We start from the raw sequence: 20,389 nt of genomic DNA, 5'->3' as shown, positions 1-20,389 counted from the left end.
AATATTTGAGTGAAGTGATATTTCCATTATTCTTTAAACCTTATAAACTAGTAATCTACAACTACATCCTGCAAGTTACTAAGAAAACCTTTTGCTCTTAATCTTTCTTCTCTAGCTCTAATGTTTTCAGGTATTTTATGCTCTGTTACATTAATAGAATGGTTATCTGTGTCTGAGGCTACCCTAATGTTTTCTAAGATTCCTTTGGTATATGCCTCGTTTTTAAAGCAGTGGTGAGCAATATGAATTGAAATTGCTTTGTCTATGTCAGACATTTTGTATTTTTCAACATCAGTGAAAAATATGAGTATTTTTGATAAATTAATCTTTTCTGAAGACCTACTTTTACGAATGCAATTTAAATACTTATTTAATTTATTTTGTTCCAATTGGGCTACTGGTGAATTAAATTGTTTAATATACTCAGCAAATGTAGAGGTTTGTTCATCATTTTGGATTATGAAGTCTGAAGAAAGAGCAAGTTCAAGAAAATCACTCAATATTTTTTCTTTTTTGTCTTTTAAATGATGTACTATAATTTCGTTAAGGTATTTAGTTATAGTATTGTGTTTTTCATTGTCTTTCTTATTGACTTTAGATATTGTAACTTGTTTGTTTTCATCATTATTCATTGGTCTTGTGACTATTGATTTCATTGAGGTATCAAACACTTGGTGTTTGTTTTCTTCCATGTTTTCAGTATCGCCTTCATCATTGTTTTCTTGATTATTTAAAATTGAGGCATTAATTTTATAATTTCTTAAATCTTGATAGTAAGAGTAGTTACAGATTGTTATTCTTAACCCTTTTTTTCTTGGCATTGCTATTTTAGTTATTAGGTCAAGTTTACTTAAACGAGTTAAAGCACCCCGCACTTGTGCATAGGTCCAGCCTGTTTCTTTTGCAAATTTTTCTGTTGAGATTATTAACTCACCACGTATACATTGAGCTGAGTCAATAAAATTTGCTTTCTCCAATAGGAGTGTAAAAATCATCTTATCCATTACATTTGGGATTTCATAGCGTGGTAGTATTAAGAATCCTTTAGGTGTTAAAGTTTTTTCCATTTGTGTTACCCCTTCCTAATAAAAATCCTAAATATATTACTAGTAACTAATTTGGATTTTAAGTCTTCAGGAAAAAAATATCTATGCTTGTTGTTTAAAGTCATTTTTTTAGTTGGGATTTGTACTAAAAAGAAAACTGGAATATAGTTGGAGAGGACAACCAAATCCTGACATTTAAGATATTGCTCTTGAATATGTTAAACATTGTTTCTCGGTTCATTTAGGTATTTATAGTGTCTACAATAAAAAGTGATGTGAATCATCTTTAAAATGTTCATGGAAGGTTGAAACATTGTTTCAATAGGAGGAGCGTCCAACCATACACCCCTTCCAAGTAAAGGCATATAGTACTGCGCGGAGAGTATTAAGCAACTGCTCACAGACTAGTGAAGAAAACCTTATACACCTAATTTGTGATTTTCTGATATGATTTATTTGTAGCTATTACTGAGATTGTGAGGGTTTCACTTAAACTAACGAAGCAGGATTATGGAGTAATCAAAAGAATTCCTTGTTTTAACATCATTTATTGTGATATTAATTCTGAGAAACAGTGAGGTTGTCGTTATTATGGACATTTTGGGTTTAATTTTTGCGAGCATTATACCATTAGGATTATTGTATTTTTCCAGAAGAGAAAAAAAACGAGTAGACAAATTTGGTGTGACGAGTAGCACCAGAAGTTATAGCGGCAAATTTTTAGGACCTCAAACACGTTATTTTAAAGACGGGTACAGAGTTTATTTTAGTAAAAATGACACAGGTGAAGATTGCATTAAACTTTATGGAACCGATAAAGAATACTCTGAAGGTATAGAATACATAAAATTTCAAAAAGAAGCTCAATTTGTGGGTAATGCTAATTCGAAAAAATATCATAATAAAAAATGTGAGTGGGCTATCAAGACAAGTATTCACAATAAGGTTCCATTCAATTCAGCCAAAGAAGCAAGAGATCAGGGATATATATCTTGCGATGTTTGTTTAGGAAATACAAATAACAAGATAAGGGTTTTCGATCAATAATCAAAATTTCGTTGTTAACACCCGACAAAAGTGTGTCTAACGACAAAAAGCTGACCTGATTTAGTTGTAGTTAAGCTAACAGATGTGTTCCTACAATTTATTGAGAAATTGGTTCATCATAAGAAAGCCCAAGAGCAATTAGAAGTTGAACTAGGCAAAAACTATCAAAATGTATATAATCTTGTTTTCACCAATAAAAGTGGAGGGTTTATCAAATCGGCCTTTATTCATACACAAATGAGAACCCTGATTAACAAAGCGGGTTTAGCAGAAATAACCTTTCATGGCTTACGTCACACACACATCCGCTTATTAATTCAAAATGTTGTGAGCATCGAAGCTCTAAAAGTTAGATTATGAATTCGTGATATAAAAAGCACATACTCTCATCTTCTATTCCGATAAGCGAGATTAAATAGCAAGGTAGCTCAAATTTACTTATTGATTTGAGCTACCTCTTTTTTGCATATGGACATCAATTAGGAATACTAGATTTGCTTGGAATAAGTTGGAAATTATATTCCTTTTTAAACAGCAGACTGAACCTTTAACAAAGCCTAATTTTAAGAGTTCATCAGTTTTATTGAGGGATATTAAAATTGGAAAATTACAACTATTGATTCAACACACAACATGATATGGTTATTTCTTCTTGTTTGGAAACTGAATTACAACAAGAAGTATGATAGAATGAATTAGTAGTAATTCTGGAGACTGCTCTCCAGAAATAAAGGAGCGAATTAAATTGGGTTTTGGACAACATCAAAGTTTTTATCTTAGAACATATTGGTTAAGAAAAGCTATACAACAATTAGATAACAATAGATTTTTCTATGATAAAGATGCATCAGAATTGATTGGTTTAGGGACAAATATGGTTAAATCGTTGAAGCATTGGATAGAAGCAACGGAAATTTGTGAAACTGACAAACGGAATGCTGAAAATAAAGTAATTCACACTATTTCACCATTTGGAGAAATCTTTAATGAGTATGACCCTTATATAGAAATGAATGATACTATAAGCATCATACACTATCACATTGTGGACAATAAAGAACCATCAACTACTTGGTATTGGTTTTTTAATGAATATGAAAAAAAATCCTTTGTGAAGGAAGAGGCTATAAAGGACCTTATTACTTGGATAAATAAGAATTACGATTCTAAAAATTCGATTGATACATTAGAACGTGACATTGATTGTTTAATTAAGCAGTATTATTCCAAAAGCAAATCAGATGACCCCGAGGAAGTAATTCAAAGTCCTCTTACAGCTTTAAATCTGATAGAAGAAATTGACGGAAGAATTTATAAGAGAAGTCCTAAATATGAAAACATCGGTTTAACAGCATTAATGTATGTACTGTTAAAATACGGACATTCTGAAATATCAATAGATGAGCTTGAAACTAACAGGAATCTATGGGGGAAGATATTTAATTTACAAAGAAGTGAGATTGTAAAGGCAGTTGAACAACTTGTAAATGCTACTAAGTATCCACTTGTTTTTGATAGAACGAATAGATTGGATTTAGTTAGAGTTACCCTTGTTGATCCTATTGATTTTTTGAAAGAAGAGTATGTTAGAAAAGAAAGGGCATTAAGATGATAATCACACAGAGTAAATTCAAATCAAGTGTTAATATAAAGCTCGATTTAGGTAGTGAATGGATAGCAGAAAGGTATATTCCAACACCTACTCATTCAGAGAGTCTATCAGGAGTGTTAGAAGGTTTTTTAGATAAAGGAAATAAGTCACACATATTAATAGGATCATATGGTTCAGGGAAATCCATGGTTGGAACATTAATTGCAAATGTAGTTTCAAAAAATATTGAACAGGATACTTTCAATGAGCTAGTTACTAAATTCGATAAAGTCACTACTCAAGAGGAAAGTGTTGGTCGATTATTTAGTCAAGTTTATAAATCAGAAAAAAAATATATACCTGTGGTGATAAATGGAAACCAAGGGACTTTTCGTGAAGCGATAATCTCCTCAATACACAAATCAATTAGTAAGTATGGATTTGATTTCTCTATACCTTCTTACGTTGATGAAATTAAGAATAAAATTATATTATGGGAAGAACAATTCCATGACACTTTTGTTCAGTTTAAAAAACACTTAAAAACAAACAATTGGACTGTAGAAAGTTTTATTAAAGATATTAATGGATATGAAACTGAGACAGTTGAATGGTTTAAAAAGACTTATCCATTACTAACTGCAGGTGCCGAGTTAGGCCTCTCTTATAATCTTGACATAACTGAGCATCTAACGAATATTTTAGATGAACTCGATAAACAGAACTTAGGAATATATTTAGTATATGATGAATTTGGAAGGTTTCTTCAAAGTTTGGATAAATATGAAACGGTTGAAGCCATGCAAGACATCCAAGATATTGCTGAAATAGCTGATCATCATCAAAGTGCAAACTTTAATGTTCTTTTAATAACTCATAGAAATCTAAATCAGTATTTCCTTAGTTATGGGGAAGATCTACAAAGTGAATTTAAAAGAATACAGGGACGCTTTAAGATTTACCATACTTATAGTGATCCAGCAACATTTATTAGACTTGCTAGTCAAGTTACGTCTAGTTATAGGGATAAATTGAGTCTGGAATATAAGTTTGAAAATGAAATCATTAAATATGATTTATTTCCAGAATTAAACGGAAGAGAAAAGAAGACAATTGTAGTTGAAAACTCTTTTCCTTTACACCCAGCTACACTTTATACCCTTCCGCGTCTAGCCAATGCTGTAGCTCAAAATGAAAGAACTTTATTTACGTTCTTAGAAAGTAATGAAAAAGGTGGACTAGCAAATTACTTTCACGCAGAAAAAACATGGTACCCTGTAAGTAGTTTATTCGATTATTTTGAACCAGCATTTCAAGAATTTATGAGTGACTCCTTAATTGGAAACTCGTATCTTAAATATTTGAGAGTTAAGAAAAGAGTAGAGAAAAAAGCTTCTGCACATAGTGAGTTACAGATATTAAAGCTATTCACACTGTGGGATATTGCAAATCTAAGTAGCAAAAGAAAATTAACAAAGGATTTTATATCGTTTGCGCTTAATTGGGAGTTAAATAAGGTTAATAAAGTAATCGAAATACTTGAGAGTAAAAAGCTTATAAGGTACCGCTTATTCGATGAGAATTGGGAAGTTTTTGAAGGAAGCTCCATTGATTTAAATATGAAGATAAAAGAAAAAAACCTCTTGGGTATTAATAAACTCGATAGTATAAGCATCATTAATAAAGTTTTAGAATCAAAATATGCATACCCTAAAAGATACAATGATGAGAAAAATATGATTAGGTTTGCAGCTATAAAGCCTATATATGCTAATGATATATGTGAAAAGGAATTACAAATCATTAGTAACGATTCTAATTCAGATCTTAAAGTTCTGTATGTTATACCAGAAAAGGATGCAGATACTGAGGAAATAAAAAGTAACATTATGGGATTAAGCAAAGGCCATGCCCAAATAATATTTGCTGTACCCAAGAAGTCTCTAACCAATTTTGATGAGGAAATTATAGAATTATCATCGGTTGAGAAACTATTAGAGGATAAATATTTATTGAATGAAGATCCAATTATTGAAGAAGAATTGCTGAAAATAAGAGAAAATAAAATTTATCGTATAAGAAAGCTTCTAGAGCCAATAACTCAATATAAAGGTTCATTCTGGATTTATGAAGGAACCAACTTAGGTGTTAAAAGCAGAATAGCGCTAAGTGAACAGTTATCTCAGATTGCATCTAGAATTTATGGGCGTACTCCAAGAATAAATAATGAGTCATTTAATAGAAGAAATATTTCAAAACAACAATTAAAAGCTGCGAAAGAAGTCATAGATGCTATCATTAGTGGAGAAAGTGATAAGTTTAAAGGACCTGCTAAGTTAATATATGCCTCTGTAGTAAAAAATAATAATATTAATCTTCAAAATGAAAGCGAAGAAATAACATTATTACGTGAAAAGATAATGAATGAGATAAAAGCAGAAAGTGGAAATTTTTCTACTTTAATAAAGATTTTTAAAGGAAGAGATTTTGGGATAAGAGAACCAATTATTCCTGTATTGCTGACAGCTATCTTAAAAAATGAATGGAAATATATAATGTTTTACCATAAAGATGGTTCATACATTAATGATGTAAATGGTGACATTTTATACGACAGAATGTTAGATAAACCAGAAAATTATACTTTTAGTCATCAAAAATTAGGTAATAAGTATAAAAATATAATAGACGTTATAGATGAATGTTTTGAGTCATATAGAACGGAGTTAGATTCCTCTTATCATCCTAGTGTCCGATTAAACAGAATGCTATTGAGGTGGCTTAATAGTCTACCAAAGATAGCTCAAAAGACAAACAATCTATCAACAAAAGCAAATATTTTTAAAAAGCTTATTACAAAGGGCGAGTTTGAACCGGATATTGCATTAAAGGAACTATTAAGGTTAAAACTTGACGTAAAAGTGGTAAACAAAATTAAACAAGAGTGTGAAGTCTACTCGCAAAATCACAAAAAACAAATTGAAGAAACAATTTTCAAATTAACAAATACCAATTCCTTTGAAGAGTTATTTGAGTACATTGAAAATCAAAATGAGCTAGTAAAAGTTGATAATAAGTTATTTAATTTAATATTATCGACCGATAATAATAACTGGATAAATAAATTGTCAAGCGAATTAGTAGGTGTAAGTAGAGAAGATTGGTCTGATGCGACAAGTGAAGTATTCTTCAAAACAGTTAAATCACTTTTAGAAACGAATATTGAAAAACTTAAAGATGAATATCATGAAGTGCAAGTTGATTCAAAAACCTTAGCAATCCCTAAACGGGAATTATCTCCAAAAGGTAATATTATTTATTCTAATGTAAAAACAGATCTTGAGTTAATGGCAAGGAAACTACCTAAAGAAGAGATTACTGCACTACTATATAAGTTGTTGGTAGATTACTATGAAGAAAATAAATAAAAAGAGGTGACAAGTATGTACGGTAGAGAACCCATATATATTGCCATGTTTAGCGGAGGAGCTGCAAGTGCCTATGTAGCTTATTTAATGGTACAAAAACATGGTGAGGAGACATCTCAGTTATTTTTTACTGATACCCTTTGGGAACATAAAGACAATAAACGTTTTATGGTTGAAGTAGCTGAAAAGATCGGAATAGATATTAAGACGGTAAGAGATGGAAGAACGCCAGAGGAAGTATTTGAAGAAACACGTTTTCTAGGAAACTCAAGACTAGCAAAATGCTCGTCTGATTTAAAGGTTACCCAAACAATGATCTATCTCGAAGAACTACGAGATGATGGATATGAACCAATACTTTATTTTGGAATTGGTAAACATGAGAAACGAAGACGTGAAGGGATCGAGGCATTATATAATCATTACCTACTTCCTCGTAATGGAGAGGAGCAACCAGTAAAAACAGTATTCCCACTTTACGAAAGTAATATATCTGATGATGAGATAAAGAAGATAATTACAGTGGACTGGGATATTCAACTTCCAGAGATGTATCATCTAGGGTTCTCACATGCAAACTGTGGTGGTCGATGTGTTAGAGGTGGATTTAATCACTATAAACATTTATATGAAACTTGGCCAAGCGTTTATATTGAACAAGAAGAAATGGAAAATAGGTTAAGAGAACAACTAGGACATGTTACTATTCTCAAGAGAAATGGCAAACCATTTACCTTACAGGATTATAGAAAAGAGTTGGACAAAGACTCTGATATTGCTAAAAAGTTAGTTGAAGAAAACGATGTTCCTTGCGTTTGTCACTACTCTTAAAGAGAGTGAATAATAATGTCTAGTTTTTAGGGAGCTTGGATTGAGAAATTCAAGCTCTTTCATTTTATAGTCAAGCGTTGAATTGCTTAATAGCTTCAAGAATAAATTGTAATTCGTCGTTTAGGATGCGACATGATTACAGCCACAAGAATGTATCATCTTTTCCATTAGTTTTACTAGCGTTTTTTTATGCAATTCACCATTAAGTGCCAACGTATTTACTATTAGAAGTACATCAACAATTTTGAAGAGAAAAAGACTACTTCTCCTTATCTTTACCGAGGAATTAGGCTTGCTCTCCCACAATTAAGCTAATTATGGATTATCATCTTCTATTGAATGGTATCGTTGTACTGCGCAGCATATAGCAGTTGCTCTACTTGAAATGAAAAGGTGCCTAACCCAACTGTAGTAATACTTTACAGTCCCGGGGTCAGGCACTTTAATAGGAGAGTACTTTTGTTTTATAAAGCTTCTTCCAATTCTTTTTCAGTATACCCAAACATGTAATCTTCATCTTTTCCGTGTGAAGCCCAAATCTCTGCAGCTTCGTAAACGCTTAATGACTCATCATTATCTTCATCGGCATCATCTAAACCATAGTTACAATTTGTACAGTACATTTCACTATAAACATATTTTTTAGTTAATGACTCTCCACATTTTGGACAAGGTGGAGTCTTACCTGTATATTCATTCTCTTCTTTCGAACTTCCCCTTTTAAAAAGATCAAATATACCCATATTGATTACCTCCTTATTATATAAAATTTACATTTACATTTATTGGCTAACAGTTGCTCTTATTTTCTGAATTATATCATGTCTAATGGCAGAACTTATACACAAATATGAATCATCTCACAATTTAACAAGAATTCAGAAGATCATTGCCTCTAGGCACAATCCGTAGTTTGCTAGATTTCGTCTTCATAAACCCTTCATTTATTTAATAGTGCTATTAGTAATTAATTCATGGTGTAATAGACCCGCTTATTAAAGTATAATTACATTAGGTAAAATTTGTAACATGAAAAGGAAGGGATTAAAAAGATGAGCGCAATAAGATCGAATTGGGTTAACTTTTTAAGACAATATGGTCCTATTCCTCAAAATGACAATATGTATGATGAAACTATACAGTCAATTTTGAGGAAAAAGAAAGTTACACCAATTAGAATTGATACGGAATATCTTGAAGAACTAGTTGAAAACTTTAAAAGTGTAAATCCTTATTCAGTTGTATTGACTGGTACAGCGGGAGATGGAAAGACCTATTACTGTCGTGAAATTTGGAAAAGACTTGGTGGATCTGAAGTCAAGTGGGCGGAAAATAATAAGATAGAAGAGTTAATGGTTAATAATTACAAAGTAATATTCATAAAAGATTTAAGTGAATTATTGGAAGACGAAAGAGAAATACTGTCTACAATGGCTGACTCAATTATGGGTATGGAAAATAGAATAGTATTTTTGGTAGCTGCAAATGATGGACAATTGCTTGAAACGTGGAAGATGGTAAAACAAAGCTATAATGTTATAGATTCAAAAAACTGTATTGAGGAACTTTTAGTAGAAGGGAAAAAGGAGAAAACAGGCTTTCTTATTAAATTATACAATCTAAGTAAAACTAATTCAGCAGAGCTTCTCCCTAAGTTAATTAAAGAAGTATTAAATAATCCCGGCTGGGAAGAGTGTAACAATTGCTCATTTAATAATTCACATGAAACTCTTTGTCCAATAATCGAAAACAAGAAGAGATTAGAAGAAGAAACTAGCTTAATAACGAAGAGGTTAGTAGACTTATTAACTTTATGTGAAATAAATGAGATTCATATGCCATTAAGGCAATTACTTCTGTTGGTCTCAAATATGTTACTAGGTCATCCAGATGTAAGGGATAAATTGTTAAAGTGTACTGATATATCGAAAATTAATGAAAACAATACAACTTACTTAGCTAGCATTTATCGTAATATATTCGGAGAAAACCTGACGGAGAGAAAAAGAAATTCGACAGATATATTTGTGACACTTAATAAATTTGGTATAGGATCAGAAACGAATACGCTCGTAGATAATATATTGATATTTGGAGAAGATGATCAGGAGTACTATGAGCTTTATGAACTTCTTGTTCTATTGGATAAGCAATATGGAGCTGATAAGGTCTTTATTGCTGAGAAAAAATCCTACTTAGAAGGCGATGTTGAAGACAAAGATAATTTTCTAGAAATGTTAAAATCTCAACGACAAAGGTTATTTTTTGTAATTCCTGAGAAGCTAGAAGATAGATTAAACCTGTGGAATTTAACAACATTTCAATATGCAGGAGAGTTTCTAGACCAAGTTTATCGAGTCTCAAAAGATAATCAAAAGGTCAAACCCCAATACCTTACTAGATTAGTAAGAGGTTTAAATAGAATTACCACTGGTTTATTGGTGCAAAATAATGATCAATTAATCTTATCTACTTCCGGCAATTACTCTCAAGCCAAGATTAGTAGAGTTTTGGAGGAAATGGTTTCCGTTTCTCCAAAAAGAGGTGAGTATATTAAGTTTGATATGGGAGAAGACAATCAAAGAGTAAATTTATCAGTTAGTTTTGCGAGTGACCTAGAACCTGTGAAACTTAACTTACAATTAGTAAGATATGAATTTATATCTAGAGTGGCCGAAGGAGCATTACCCGGCAGTTTTTCAAGAGAATGCTACGAGGATATATTAGCATTTAAGAGTAGATTATTAAAAAAATTAGATGATAGAAGAAAAGCAGATGGTGAACTTGAAGAGGCTCAAATTTCCCTAAAACTATTAAAAGTAAATGAAAAAGGCATAGTTGAGCATAAGACTTTGGAGGTGTTCTAATGCTAAAAACTCTTCCACGAACATCTAACAATATCAAGTCAGATTTTTGGGTAGATGAAGCAATTTGGGGTCATAGATTGTACGATGAACAAACACCATGGCTTTGTGTAATGGAATTCATGGGAGTATTAAATTCAGAGTGCGAAAGAAAAAGAGCTTTTAAGGAAAATGAATTTAATAGGTTGGCATATAGCCCTTATACTAGGCTTTATTTGAGGAATATTCTTTTTAATAATCCTTTTATGGAAATTGTATATCGGGACTATCAAGCAACCAATGATGATAATAAAGCTTGGACTGATTGGTTGAAATTGGCTGAGAAAAACTTCGGAGGAAGCGATTACCCTAATCTGTCTTACTTAAAAGGAAACTTTGACACTTTTGATAAGTTCTACGAAACAGTTAAGTTCCTCCAGAGTAGTACTATTGAAGGAGAAAATAATAAAAGGTGGAGTTCTCAATTTATCTTTCCATATGGCAAAGAGTGCTTATATGAAGATTTGAGGGTGAATGGGAATAAAGTTCAGACTGACAGGAGATTCTTTGGAAGAACTGGTGAGTTGTTATATTTAATGCTTTCCCGTTCTAACAAAGGGGAAGAGCTTCTGGGTTTTCTTGAACCCAATATAATCAATTCAAAATCTATTTATAACAGATTAGCCCAATTATTGCAGCCGAATTATGGAAAAGCAGAAGTAGCAAAAGACTCAACAGGGTCCTACCTACCTTATGAATATTTACAAGAGTACACTAATATGGCTGACGATTGGATTAATATATTTAATAATAAAATACCAGCATACGATACTATACCGCATATAGTAAATATTACGGGCCTACACATGATTATCTATTTTCTTAATAGATCAAAAGATGTTCTTAATCAGAGTAATAAAACACAGTTTATTTTAGAAATTTTAGCTCCTAAAAAAACAATTATTAGGGATCTTGCATCAGATTCCTATATTAACAATAACAACCTTTCTAGGCAAGCTTTAGAGCATTATATAAGAAGTATTAAAGAAACAGAGGAATGGGAAAATATAGGGGACTTCCCTGATCCGTTCTTTGAAGCACAAAAGTTATTAAATAAATATTTTTTATGGCCATCAAATAGTGATGATCTGTTAGCAGAAAATGTTGACTCATTGGTAGAAGAGTTAGTGGACAAAGCAATTGCAAGACATAAACAGCATGTTAACAATTTCCATAGGGTATGGGGAAGAGAAATAGGGTTCTCCTCAAGTAGAAATAGTCAGCGAATTAGGTATGCTCCAACAGACAGTTTTTTAAAGACCTTAGTATTAGCAAATGTACCTGAAAGAATGGAATTTCAAGACTTTCTGAAAAAACTTTTTGAAAAGTATGGATTTGTTATTGGCGATAAAGAGGCAACAGATGTAATTAATTCAGGGCAAGCTGATCAAGAATCTTTCTCGGATAATTCACAAAGGTTAGAACAAAGGCTTTCTAGTATGGGACTACTAAGAAGGTTGTCTGATGCTTGTGCATATGTTGAGAATCCTTTTGCAAAGGATGGTATATAATGAATCATTTAGAGTTAATCGGAAAGGTAGCCGTCGAATACTTAAAATCTAATATAGAGAATGAATTTTCTGATGGAACTGCTAGATTTTTATTGGATAGACTGTCCGGTCCGCAGGTATCGGTTATATGTAAAGAAATCTTAAATGATATATATCTTAAAGATATAATTGATATAAAGATACCTATAGAACTAGCGGTTGGTAACGATTTACCTGATAATATTATTACACGGGAAAGAACGACTAGGTTACGACATACCCACACTGATAAGCCAGTGCTGCTGCTGGCAAATAATAATGACGATCAAGGTCAATCGTTAAGGAATATCTATACAATAGGGGCTAATGATCTTAAATCTAATACTCACCTGTGGATAAAAGTTGTATCGAAAGATTTACCCTCTATAAATGGAAGCGATAGATTATTAAATATATGGGGAAAAGCTTTAACAGGATTACTTAGTATTAACGACTGTAGCTTAGAAATGGTTAGTACGTTTATTGTCAGTACTAGAGAAAGTATAGACAAAGATGGAACCTCTCTTATTGAAGCATTGGGCTGGGCATTACCTGCTTTAAAAATCCCTAGAGATTCCGGTTATTTCTATAGTATTCCTGAAAATAGGTTAACTTATAAAAATAAGTGGGCAGCAGCTTTCAAAGAATTAAAAGAAAAGAGAAGTTATTTTCTTCATAAGCTAACTCCTTCTAGAGATGTAATAGAAAACGATCAACTTATAAATTCCTTCGAAGAAGCTAAAGAATATATTCCGGAAGATATACATCCTGCCATATTGAAGTTCATAGAATCTAAGCCCGGATGGAATGATGAATCTAAGGTATTAGCAACTTATGAATGGGAGCAAGACCATATTGGTAGTTTTTTCTCAGGTATTAAAATCTCCAAAAAAACAACTTTAGCTGAAGAAACAAAAGAATTCTTAGAGGATGAGTATTCTGATTTAATTACTGAAGAAGACGAGAATTACCTAGAGCTATTGGGGAAGAGAAAAGCAAGGGAACCAAATGAGGAAGATATAGCATTCTATGAAAAGCAAAGATATCAAATTGAGAGTGATAAGAAATTAAAGGCCAAGTGGGATAAGTTTATTTACGGAAAGCCTATAGAGTGTACTGATTTCTTAATTGGATTTATGCAAGCGATAGAAAGACTTTTTGCGCAATCCGAAGCATCAAGTGGAAAAAAGGTAATCAAAATTAAAACACAAAAGAGAGATTCAAGAAATGTTTGGCTAAATTTAAATACCGATCTAGGCTTGTATTTTTCTACTAGATATAAGGGATTAGAGAAATTAACCAAATCTTCAATTGAATGGGATACTTGTTATCTTTTTGAGTACGATAATTTTATAGAAGAGGAAAAGAAAAGGGCAAAAGCGAAGGGAAATCCTTTTAAGCCAAATAACTCAGTATCAAAGGGTTCAAGACAAATTAAATTTTACTTTGAGCTATTCTATCAAGATGAACATGGTATAGAACAAGACTGTAAAGTGCAATTGGTTTGGGAAGGGGCAACAAATGCAATTGGGATGGAGCTATTTAATGATGTAAGAAGATTAAAGGAAAAACCTTTCCAACACACAAGTGTAGCAAAAAACCCAATAAGTAAAAAAGGGAAGCTACAAGGAATATCGCTAAACGATATATATACCTTACAGGCAGTATATAGACAAGATAGAGGTTCTCTTGTAGGAGTATATGAGGAAGATAAAGATATATCAAAGCAGTTTCTTCAGGAATTGGAAAATTCTAGAGTTGAGGGGAGAGTTAATGAAGAGGGTTATCAAGAAATATCAACCTCTTGGGAAAAGTTTTCCAAAGAATACACTAATGCTCTTAATCACTGGGTAGAGGAAGGATTAATAAATGAGTCACATACTCAACAGTCAATACTATATGGAGAATTATTAAGTAAAATATCGAAATACGCAAAAGGAGACATTAACCGGATAAATATCTGGTATCCAATTATTAAATTAGGAGTGGTAGAGGTAAGAGATACGAGACCTTTAGCAATTATACCTCCTTGGAATCCTTTCAGGATGTCTGCTCTTGCGACGAAAATGCAGCAAATTAACAATATAATTATTTACTTATTATCATCAACAGAAATAGACTTTGGAGATTCAAAGCTTTTCTTCAATGAACTTATAAATGATATTGAGCATTCTTATTATCCAGAGATTTGTTTAGGATTTAATGGGGAGGATATCCCTGAATTATTATCAATCACAGATTCTCTTTATGATTATAGTTTAATGGAAATGCCGATTGTTAAGGTAACTGATCAAGAAACAAATGAAGATCCAAAAAATGCAAGTGAAAAGTTAACTGGTTTATTAGAACGGTATCTTGAGTTGCAACCCCATGAGGGTGCCAACTTAGGCGTCGTTTTATACAATTCCGACTCAACTAGATTACCACTGTCAATTGTGGATTCTATCTCGAAGTTAAACAGTAAAAATGACAATATAAGGTGTCAAGTGGTGTTAAGACATAGAGATACGAATAAACTAAATCAGATATATTCAAAGATGGTTGAAGGATCTGATTCTGATCCTGATATGTTTGTTGCAAGTGAAGTTACTAATGACTTTATGGCAAAGCTTCGTATTGGGGTAATGGCACATCAATCTTCTGTTTCAGAAAGAGAAGAAGGTAAACCTTACGATATAGTGTTTTTACAAGATGTAATTTCTAGACAAGCTAATTTTGAGTGGACTAAAGTAGAGACAACTTATAACCCGAGTAACTTAGAATTATTTCCAGCTAGATGGTCACGACGTCGCCCAGCTGCAAAAGATGAATTAAAATCTACCACTTATCTAGTATGCCCTAGTCAGCTAACCGAGGGATGGCAGTATTTAAGTTTTATTAGAAGTATATCGGAGAGTGTGGATGAAGAAGCAGCAGGGTACTTCTTACCTGCAAGGCAAATTACCTTTCAGAATAGTGAAACTAAAAATGTTTTTGAAGAATCTCATAAGCTTGGCGAGTGGGTAGCAAATTATGATGAGCTTCTAGATAGAAGACTTTTAAAAAGCCAAGGCGTCAATGTAATAAAGTATCAACATAATAAGACTAACGGTCCTAACTTAGTTGTCTCAACAACAACATCTCTTAAACTCTTAAAAATAATATTAAAAAGAAAATTCAAGACATTAAATCTAGGTATCAATGATGAAGATATCGACTGGTTAACCGATTATTTTATAAATGAAGCTAATGAGTTATCAGGAGATATTGTACTAAGAGCAGCAAAAATAGGACGATATGCTAGTGAGTTAATGGGAGTTGTCCTTAGTAAGTTAATTACAAAAGAAGAGGTTGAAGAAGGAGGAAGTATAGGCTGGTACTTCCTTGATGACTATGCAAGTTGGTTAGGAAAAAAAGAAGAGCAGATTGCCGATATACTTGCTCTTAGTCCATTTGAGAAGGATGGGAAATACTACTTAAAACTGTTGGTTACTGAGGCTAAGTTTGTAGATATAAAAAGTCTGTCGAATTCCAAGAAAACCTCAAAAAAACAACTTATTGATACAGTTTTGAGAATAAATGAGGCTTTATTTGGTGTACCTAGTCGTCTTGATAGAGACTTATGGTTGTCCAAAATTAGTGATTTGCTTGTCGAAGGAACGATTTTTATGCAGAACTCTACAATTGCTATTGAAAAGTGGAGAGAATTAATTAGAACAGGTAGAGTAGAAATAGAAATAAAAGGATATTCTCATGTTTTTGTACCAACAAGTGATGGTTCAGATACAATAGAGAGCGAGCAAATTAGAATAAATGAGGTTGAAAATAGCTTCCAAGAGGTTTATTCAAGAGAATCTGTTAGGGGTCTTATCTTATCTATTTTAGATAAAAAACCACTCTATAATGTTAGGTCAAATTTTGCTACTGAAGTTACATGGAAAACGTTTAACCCTTCCTTGCCTACGGATAAAAATGAGATTGAAAAAGAGATAAAAGAAAAAGTTAATAGTACAGAAGAAGAAGTAAGAAATGAAACCCCAGAGAAAAAGGTAGGAGAAGGACAGAACGAGGAGAGTAGTTCGGATGAAAAACGAGCTATGGATACTATTCCTAATTCAGAAAATAATACAAATATATCAAATGCAAATTTACAGGATTGGATAACTAATAATGTTAATGAAGAGGTAAATAGTAATAGCGAAGTAGATTGGCTCTCTAGTGCTGTTAATTCTTTGAAGGCAGCGTTGGCAACTTATAATTTACAAGGAAAAGTATTAGAATCTAGACTTACACCCAATGCTGCTATTATTAAGTTAAAGGGTTCCGATCGTTTAAGGGTAGAGGATATTGAAAAGAAAAAGTCTCAACTTTTAACAACCCATGCACTGAACATCATTAATATCCTCCCTCAGCCCGGTGAGATAGTAGTTTTTATAGAAAGACCACAACGGGAAACTGTTTCATTGGCAAATGTTTGGAATAATAGAGATTTGAAAAATGATATTAAAGATACCAATTTGAACTTTATATTGGGTGTAAAAGAAGTAGACGGTGAGGTACTGTATTTAAACTTAGGTGGAGCTTTCGGAGGATTAGAGCAGCATGCCCCTCATACATTAATTGCAGGTGAAACCGGGAGTGGGAAATCCGTTTTAATTCAAACCCTTATATTAGACATTTGTGCAACGAATTCAACTGATACAGCAAAAATATATTTAATTGACCCGAAATATGGTGTGGACTATCAAAACCTTGAAGAATTACCTCACTTATCAGAGGGGATAATTATTAATCAACAAAGAGCGTCGGAGATACTCGAAGAGCTAGTGGGTGAGATGGAAAAAAGGTATTTGATGTTTAGGGATTATAAAGTACCAAATTTAAAGGAATATAATCAGAAAGTAGACGATAAGCATAAGTTACCATTTATTTATCTCATACATGATGAGTTTGCAGATTGGATGTTAATAGATGAGTATAAGAGTACAGTATCATCCATTGTTCAACGGCTAGGAGTTAAAGCAAGAGCTGCGGGTATTCATTTGATTTTTGCAGCACAAAGGCCAGATAAAGATGCGCTACCTATGCAGTTAAGGGATAATTTAGGAAATAGGCTTATCTTAAAGGTAGGTAGTACTGGAACGTCAGAAATTGCACTAGGTGAAAAAGGTGCTGAAAATTTACTTGGTAAAGGTCATCTGGTGGCTAAATTGTCAGGAGAACCAAACCTGATTTATGCGCAAGTTCCATATATATCAAGTGAGGATATCAATAAAGTAAGTAACATAATTAAAGCAAAGAAATAAAATAAAGAAGATGGCTAAATGTTAGTCATCTTCTTTATATTCTGCACGTAATTGTAGTTTTTTTAATTCGTAATCTTCCTCAGAAGCGTGTCTCCATTGAGCAGCAAGTATCAGTTCAGACCATACTTTATCGGTTAAATTAGTTTTTTTGTAAAGTTTTAATAACATGAGTTTTAACTGTTTTTCACTGTATAAACCATCAAAGTAATCCAAATATATCCATTCTAGATTTTCCTGAACTCTTTTTATATCCATAAATATCCTCCGTCAAAAAAAGTGAGTTATATAAATCAATCAATTAATATCATTCTTTAGAGGTCGCAGCTTATTAATACTCTTACCAGAATCGTATGGGTGAGGATATAGAGTTTTTTTACATTTGTTGCACTCTACATCGCAGACTCTATCGTAAAGAAGTTCATGTTTTTTTTTTTTTTTTTTTTTTTTTTTTTTTTTTTTGAATATTCTGGAATTTCTTCTGTATCTTTTACGAAATAAATGCCTCCACATGTACATCTCATATGTATCCCTCGAGTGATTATATTAACTATAGCATAACTTACTTATTCGTTTTTTATAAATTAGATATTAAGGCATTATGAACAAGGATAAAGGTTAGAGTGTAATTTTGGTGAAAAGAGTAATAAATCATGACCGTTAGATTAAGAAAAAGTTAGTTACCCTTCCTTTTAATAAAGATAGTATATTTAAGGGCATTTAAAGGGGGTAGACAAATGGTGTTATTGTGATCACTGATATGTATAACCATTGAATAGATCCTACACCACAAAAATACGTCAACTGTACCAATATATAATTAACCGTTTGCCTTCTGTATAATTAATAAGTGGTTAAAGCAAAAGATTAATGATGTTTTTAGCAGGCGGTAATCTGAGAAATTAGTATTATAAAATGTCTAATATACCATGCGATATCTTTGACTTTTAGACTTTAATATTGATAAAAGAAAATGCCATTAACAGCGTTTTCGAAATTACCCTATACAATTCGACAATATCTAGTGAGATAAAGTTAAGCTAATGAGCTAAATAAGAGAATTCAGCAGTATAAATTACTATGAATTCTCCATTCAAAAGAATTTAATATTAAAAGGGAGGTGAGGAACGTTAAATTGCTAATTTGTTTAGACTGTAATAGTGTTTTTAATCTTGATTATGAATGGAAGGAGTGCAAGTGCGGACATTCGAAAGGAAAGTATATAGATAATCTAAACGCAATTTTTGAGGGAGATGCCGCGGTTCCACTAGGGTTTAGTAATGCATCACTGATAACTGCAATTAATAACCAACCAGATCAGGGACTTGGGGAGGAGTTTACTGCATTTGTTATTCCGAGGAAATGTCCAACATTTAGAAAAAACGATGAGTTAGATAAACCTGTTATGTAGTGAATATAGCTTTTTATTATTTGTGCTTAATCCCATGTAACTGCTAAACTAAAATAGACAGTTTCCGACAAATAAATTTGAACACTTATTTACCAAAATATCCTCTAACAGTATGATAGTTTTATATTATTTAACTGTCGGGGGGCTTTGAAAGGTGGAAAAGTGGTTGAAGTATGTGGAAATTAAACGAATGTTAGAACAAGGGTACTCAAAAGCAAAGGTTGCAGAAAAGTTTAATATTTCAAGAGGAACATTGTATAAGTACTTAAACATGTCTCCTGATGAAATGAGCATTTGGTTAGCTTCTTGTAAGACGAGGAGAAAAAAGTTAGATGTGTTTAAAGGGATGATCCTTAATTGGCTTAGAGAGTTTCCGGATGTCAGTGCTGCACAGATTTTTGATTGGATTCAAGATCGCTTCCCAGAGTTTAAAGTCGGGGAAAGTAGCGTTAGGAGTTATGTTCGCAATTTGAGGAAAGAGTATGATCTCCCTAGAACTAAGGAAGAAAGGCAATTTCAGGCGATTGAAGATACGCCAATGGGGCAACAGGCACAAGTAGATTTTGGACAAATAAAGGTAAAAACTATGGAAGGAAAGATGGTGAAACTATACTTTGTAGCATTTGTTTTATCTAACTCTAGGTACAAATATGTTGAGTGGTTAAATCGTCCTTTTACTACAAAGGATTTAATTATGGCTCATGAAAACGCTTTTCAATACTTTGGTGGAATACCTTATGAAATCGTGTACGATCAAGATCGAATTATTATTGTTAGTGAAAACTATGGTGATCTTATCATGACAAAAGAGTTTGAAGTCTTTCGTCACTCGCATCAACTGAAAATATATATGTGTAGGGCGTTTGATCCTCAAAGTAAAGGTAGAATTGAAAATGTAGTAGGTTTTGTAAAGAAAAACTTCGCAAAGTTTCGCATTTTTACTAATTGTGATAGTTGGAACGAGCAGTGCCTTCGTTGGTTAGAGAGAACTGGGAATGGTAAGGTCCATAATATAACGAAAAAAAGACCAGTCGAAGTGTTTCAAGAAGAAAAGAAACATTTACGACCAGCCCTTCCGCTTATTGATGCGACCAACAACAATAAGCAAAAATATACAAACCTTAATTCAAGTATAACAAGGACTGTTCGTAAGGACAATACTATTCTATTTAAATCAAATCGCTATAGTGTTCCTCTCGGAACATATTCTCCATTTGGAACAGTTGTTACATTATTAGTAGAAGAACAGACGCTAAAAATTATAGATCAAGAAACAGGCGAAATGATCGGGGAACATGAAATCTCCCTGGAGGTTGGGAAG

13 protein-coding genes are annotated in these 20,389 nt (G+C 32.5%); 10 read left to right on the top strand and 3 right to left on the bottom strand.

What is annotated here, in order from left to right:
* Positions 1–47: 47 nt before the first annotated feature.
* Entirely contained in the window at positions 48–1,067 is a 1,020-nt protein-coding gene (locus BKP37_RS15795; protein WP_071310594.1) for a hypothetical protein, read from the bottom strand.
* 570 nt (positions 1,068–1,637) lie between these two features.
* Here BKP37_RS15795 and BKP37_RS15790 point away from each other — a divergent pair.
* The 5 genes from BKP37_RS15790 (at position 1,638) to BKP37_RS15770 (ending at position 7,943) form a co-directional block, all read left to right on the top strand.
* On the top strand, positions 1,638–2,093 hold the full coding sequence (locus BKP37_RS15790) for a hypothetical protein (RefSeq protein WP_071310593.1): 456 nt from the start codon (positions 1,638–1,640) through the stop codon (positions 2,091–2,093).
* A gap of 84 nt (positions 2,094–2,177) precedes the next feature.
* Entirely contained in the window at positions 2,178–2,453 is a 276-nt protein-coding gene (locus BKP37_RS21060) for a tyrosine-type recombinase/integrase (RefSeq protein ID WP_084034781.1), read from the top strand.
* Between the two features lie 385 nt (positions 2,454–2,838).
* Positions 2,839–3,705: a DUF4007 family protein gene (locus BKP37_RS15780; RefSeq protein ID WP_071310591.1), complete on the top strand. Its 867-nt coding sequence runs from the start codon at positions 2,839–2,841 to the stop codon at positions 3,703–3,705.
* On the top strand, positions 3,702–7,112 hold the full coding sequence (locus BKP37_RS15775; protein ID WP_071310590.1) for a hypothetical protein: 3,411 nt from the start codon (positions 3,702–3,704) through the stop codon (positions 7,110–7,112). Before BKP37_RS15780 ends, BKP37_RS15775 begins: the two co-directional genes overlap by 4 nt.
* A 15-nt stretch (positions 7,113–7,127) precedes the next feature.
* Positions 7,128–7,943: a phosphoadenosine phosphosulfate reductase domain-containing protein gene (locus BKP37_RS15770; protein ID WP_071310589.1), complete on the top strand. Its 816-nt coding sequence runs from the start codon at positions 7,128–7,130 to the stop codon at positions 7,941–7,943.
* Positions 7,944–8,407: 464 nt separating this feature from the next.
* On the opposite strand, the gene BKP37_RS15765 is transcribed toward BKP37_RS15770, so the two are convergent.
* The gene (locus BKP37_RS15765; RefSeq protein ID WP_071310588.1) at positions 8,408–8,686 is read right to left on the bottom strand and encodes a hypothetical protein; all 279 of its coding nucleotides are present in this window, start codon (positions 8,684–8,686) and stop codon (positions 8,408–8,410) included.
* A 309-nt stretch (positions 8,687–8,995) separates the two neighbouring features.
* On the opposite strand from BKP37_RS15765, the gene BKP37_RS15760 reads away from it, so the two are divergent.
* Genes BKP37_RS15760 through BKP37_RS15750 form a run of 3 tightly spaced genes read left to right on the top strand, consistent with a single transcriptional unit; the run spans position 8,996 to position 17,660 of the window.
* Positions 8,996–10,810, top strand: coding sequence for a hypothetical protein (locus BKP37_RS15760; RefSeq protein WP_071310587.1), 1,815 nt, complete (start codon positions 8,996–8,998; stop codon positions 10,808–10,810).
* On the top strand, positions 10,810–12,357 hold the full coding sequence (locus BKP37_RS15755) for a pyridoxal-phosphate-dependent aminotransferase family protein (protein WP_071310586.1): 1,548 nt from the start codon (positions 10,810–10,812) through the stop codon (positions 12,355–12,357). Before BKP37_RS15760 ends, BKP37_RS15755 begins: the two co-directional genes overlap by 1 nt.
* The gene (locus BKP37_RS15750; RefSeq protein ID WP_071310585.1) at positions 12,357–17,660 is read left to right on the top strand and encodes an FtsK/SpoIIIE domain-containing protein; all 5,304 of its coding nucleotides are present in this window, start codon (positions 12,357–12,359) and stop codon (positions 17,658–17,660) included. Before BKP37_RS15755 ends, BKP37_RS15750 begins: the two co-directional genes overlap by 1 nt.
* 21 nt (positions 17,661–17,681) lie before the next feature.
* Here BKP37_RS15750 and BKP37_RS15745 read toward each other — a convergent pair whose 3' ends face one another.
* On the bottom strand, positions 17,682–17,915 hold the full coding sequence (locus BKP37_RS15745) for a hypothetical protein (RefSeq protein WP_071310584.1): 234 nt from the start codon (positions 17,913–17,915) through the stop codon (positions 17,682–17,684).
* Between the two features lie 877 nt (positions 17,916–18,792).
* On the opposite strand from BKP37_RS15745, the gene BKP37_RS15740 reads away from it, so the two are divergent.
* Complete coding sequence (locus tag BKP37_RS15740) at positions 18,793–19,068, top strand: hypothetical protein (protein ID WP_245712547.1); 276 nt, start codon at positions 18,793–18,795, stop codon at positions 19,066–19,068.
* Positions 19,069–19,222: 154 nt separating this feature from the next.
* Positions 19,223–20,389, top strand: a 1,167-nt coding sequence (gene istA / locus BKP37_RS15735) for an IS21 family transposase (RefSeq protein ID WP_071310582.1), incomplete at its 3' end; no start/stop codon positions are given.

It is taken from the genome of Anaerobacillus alkalilacustris (genome assembly GCF_001866005.1).
In the GTDB taxonomy this organism is placed as follows: domain Bacteria; phylum Bacillota; class Bacilli; order Bacillales; family Anaerobacillaceae; genus Anaerobacillus; species Anaerobacillus alkalilacustris.
This window is presented reverse-complemented; position numbering and strand designations above follow the sequence as displayed.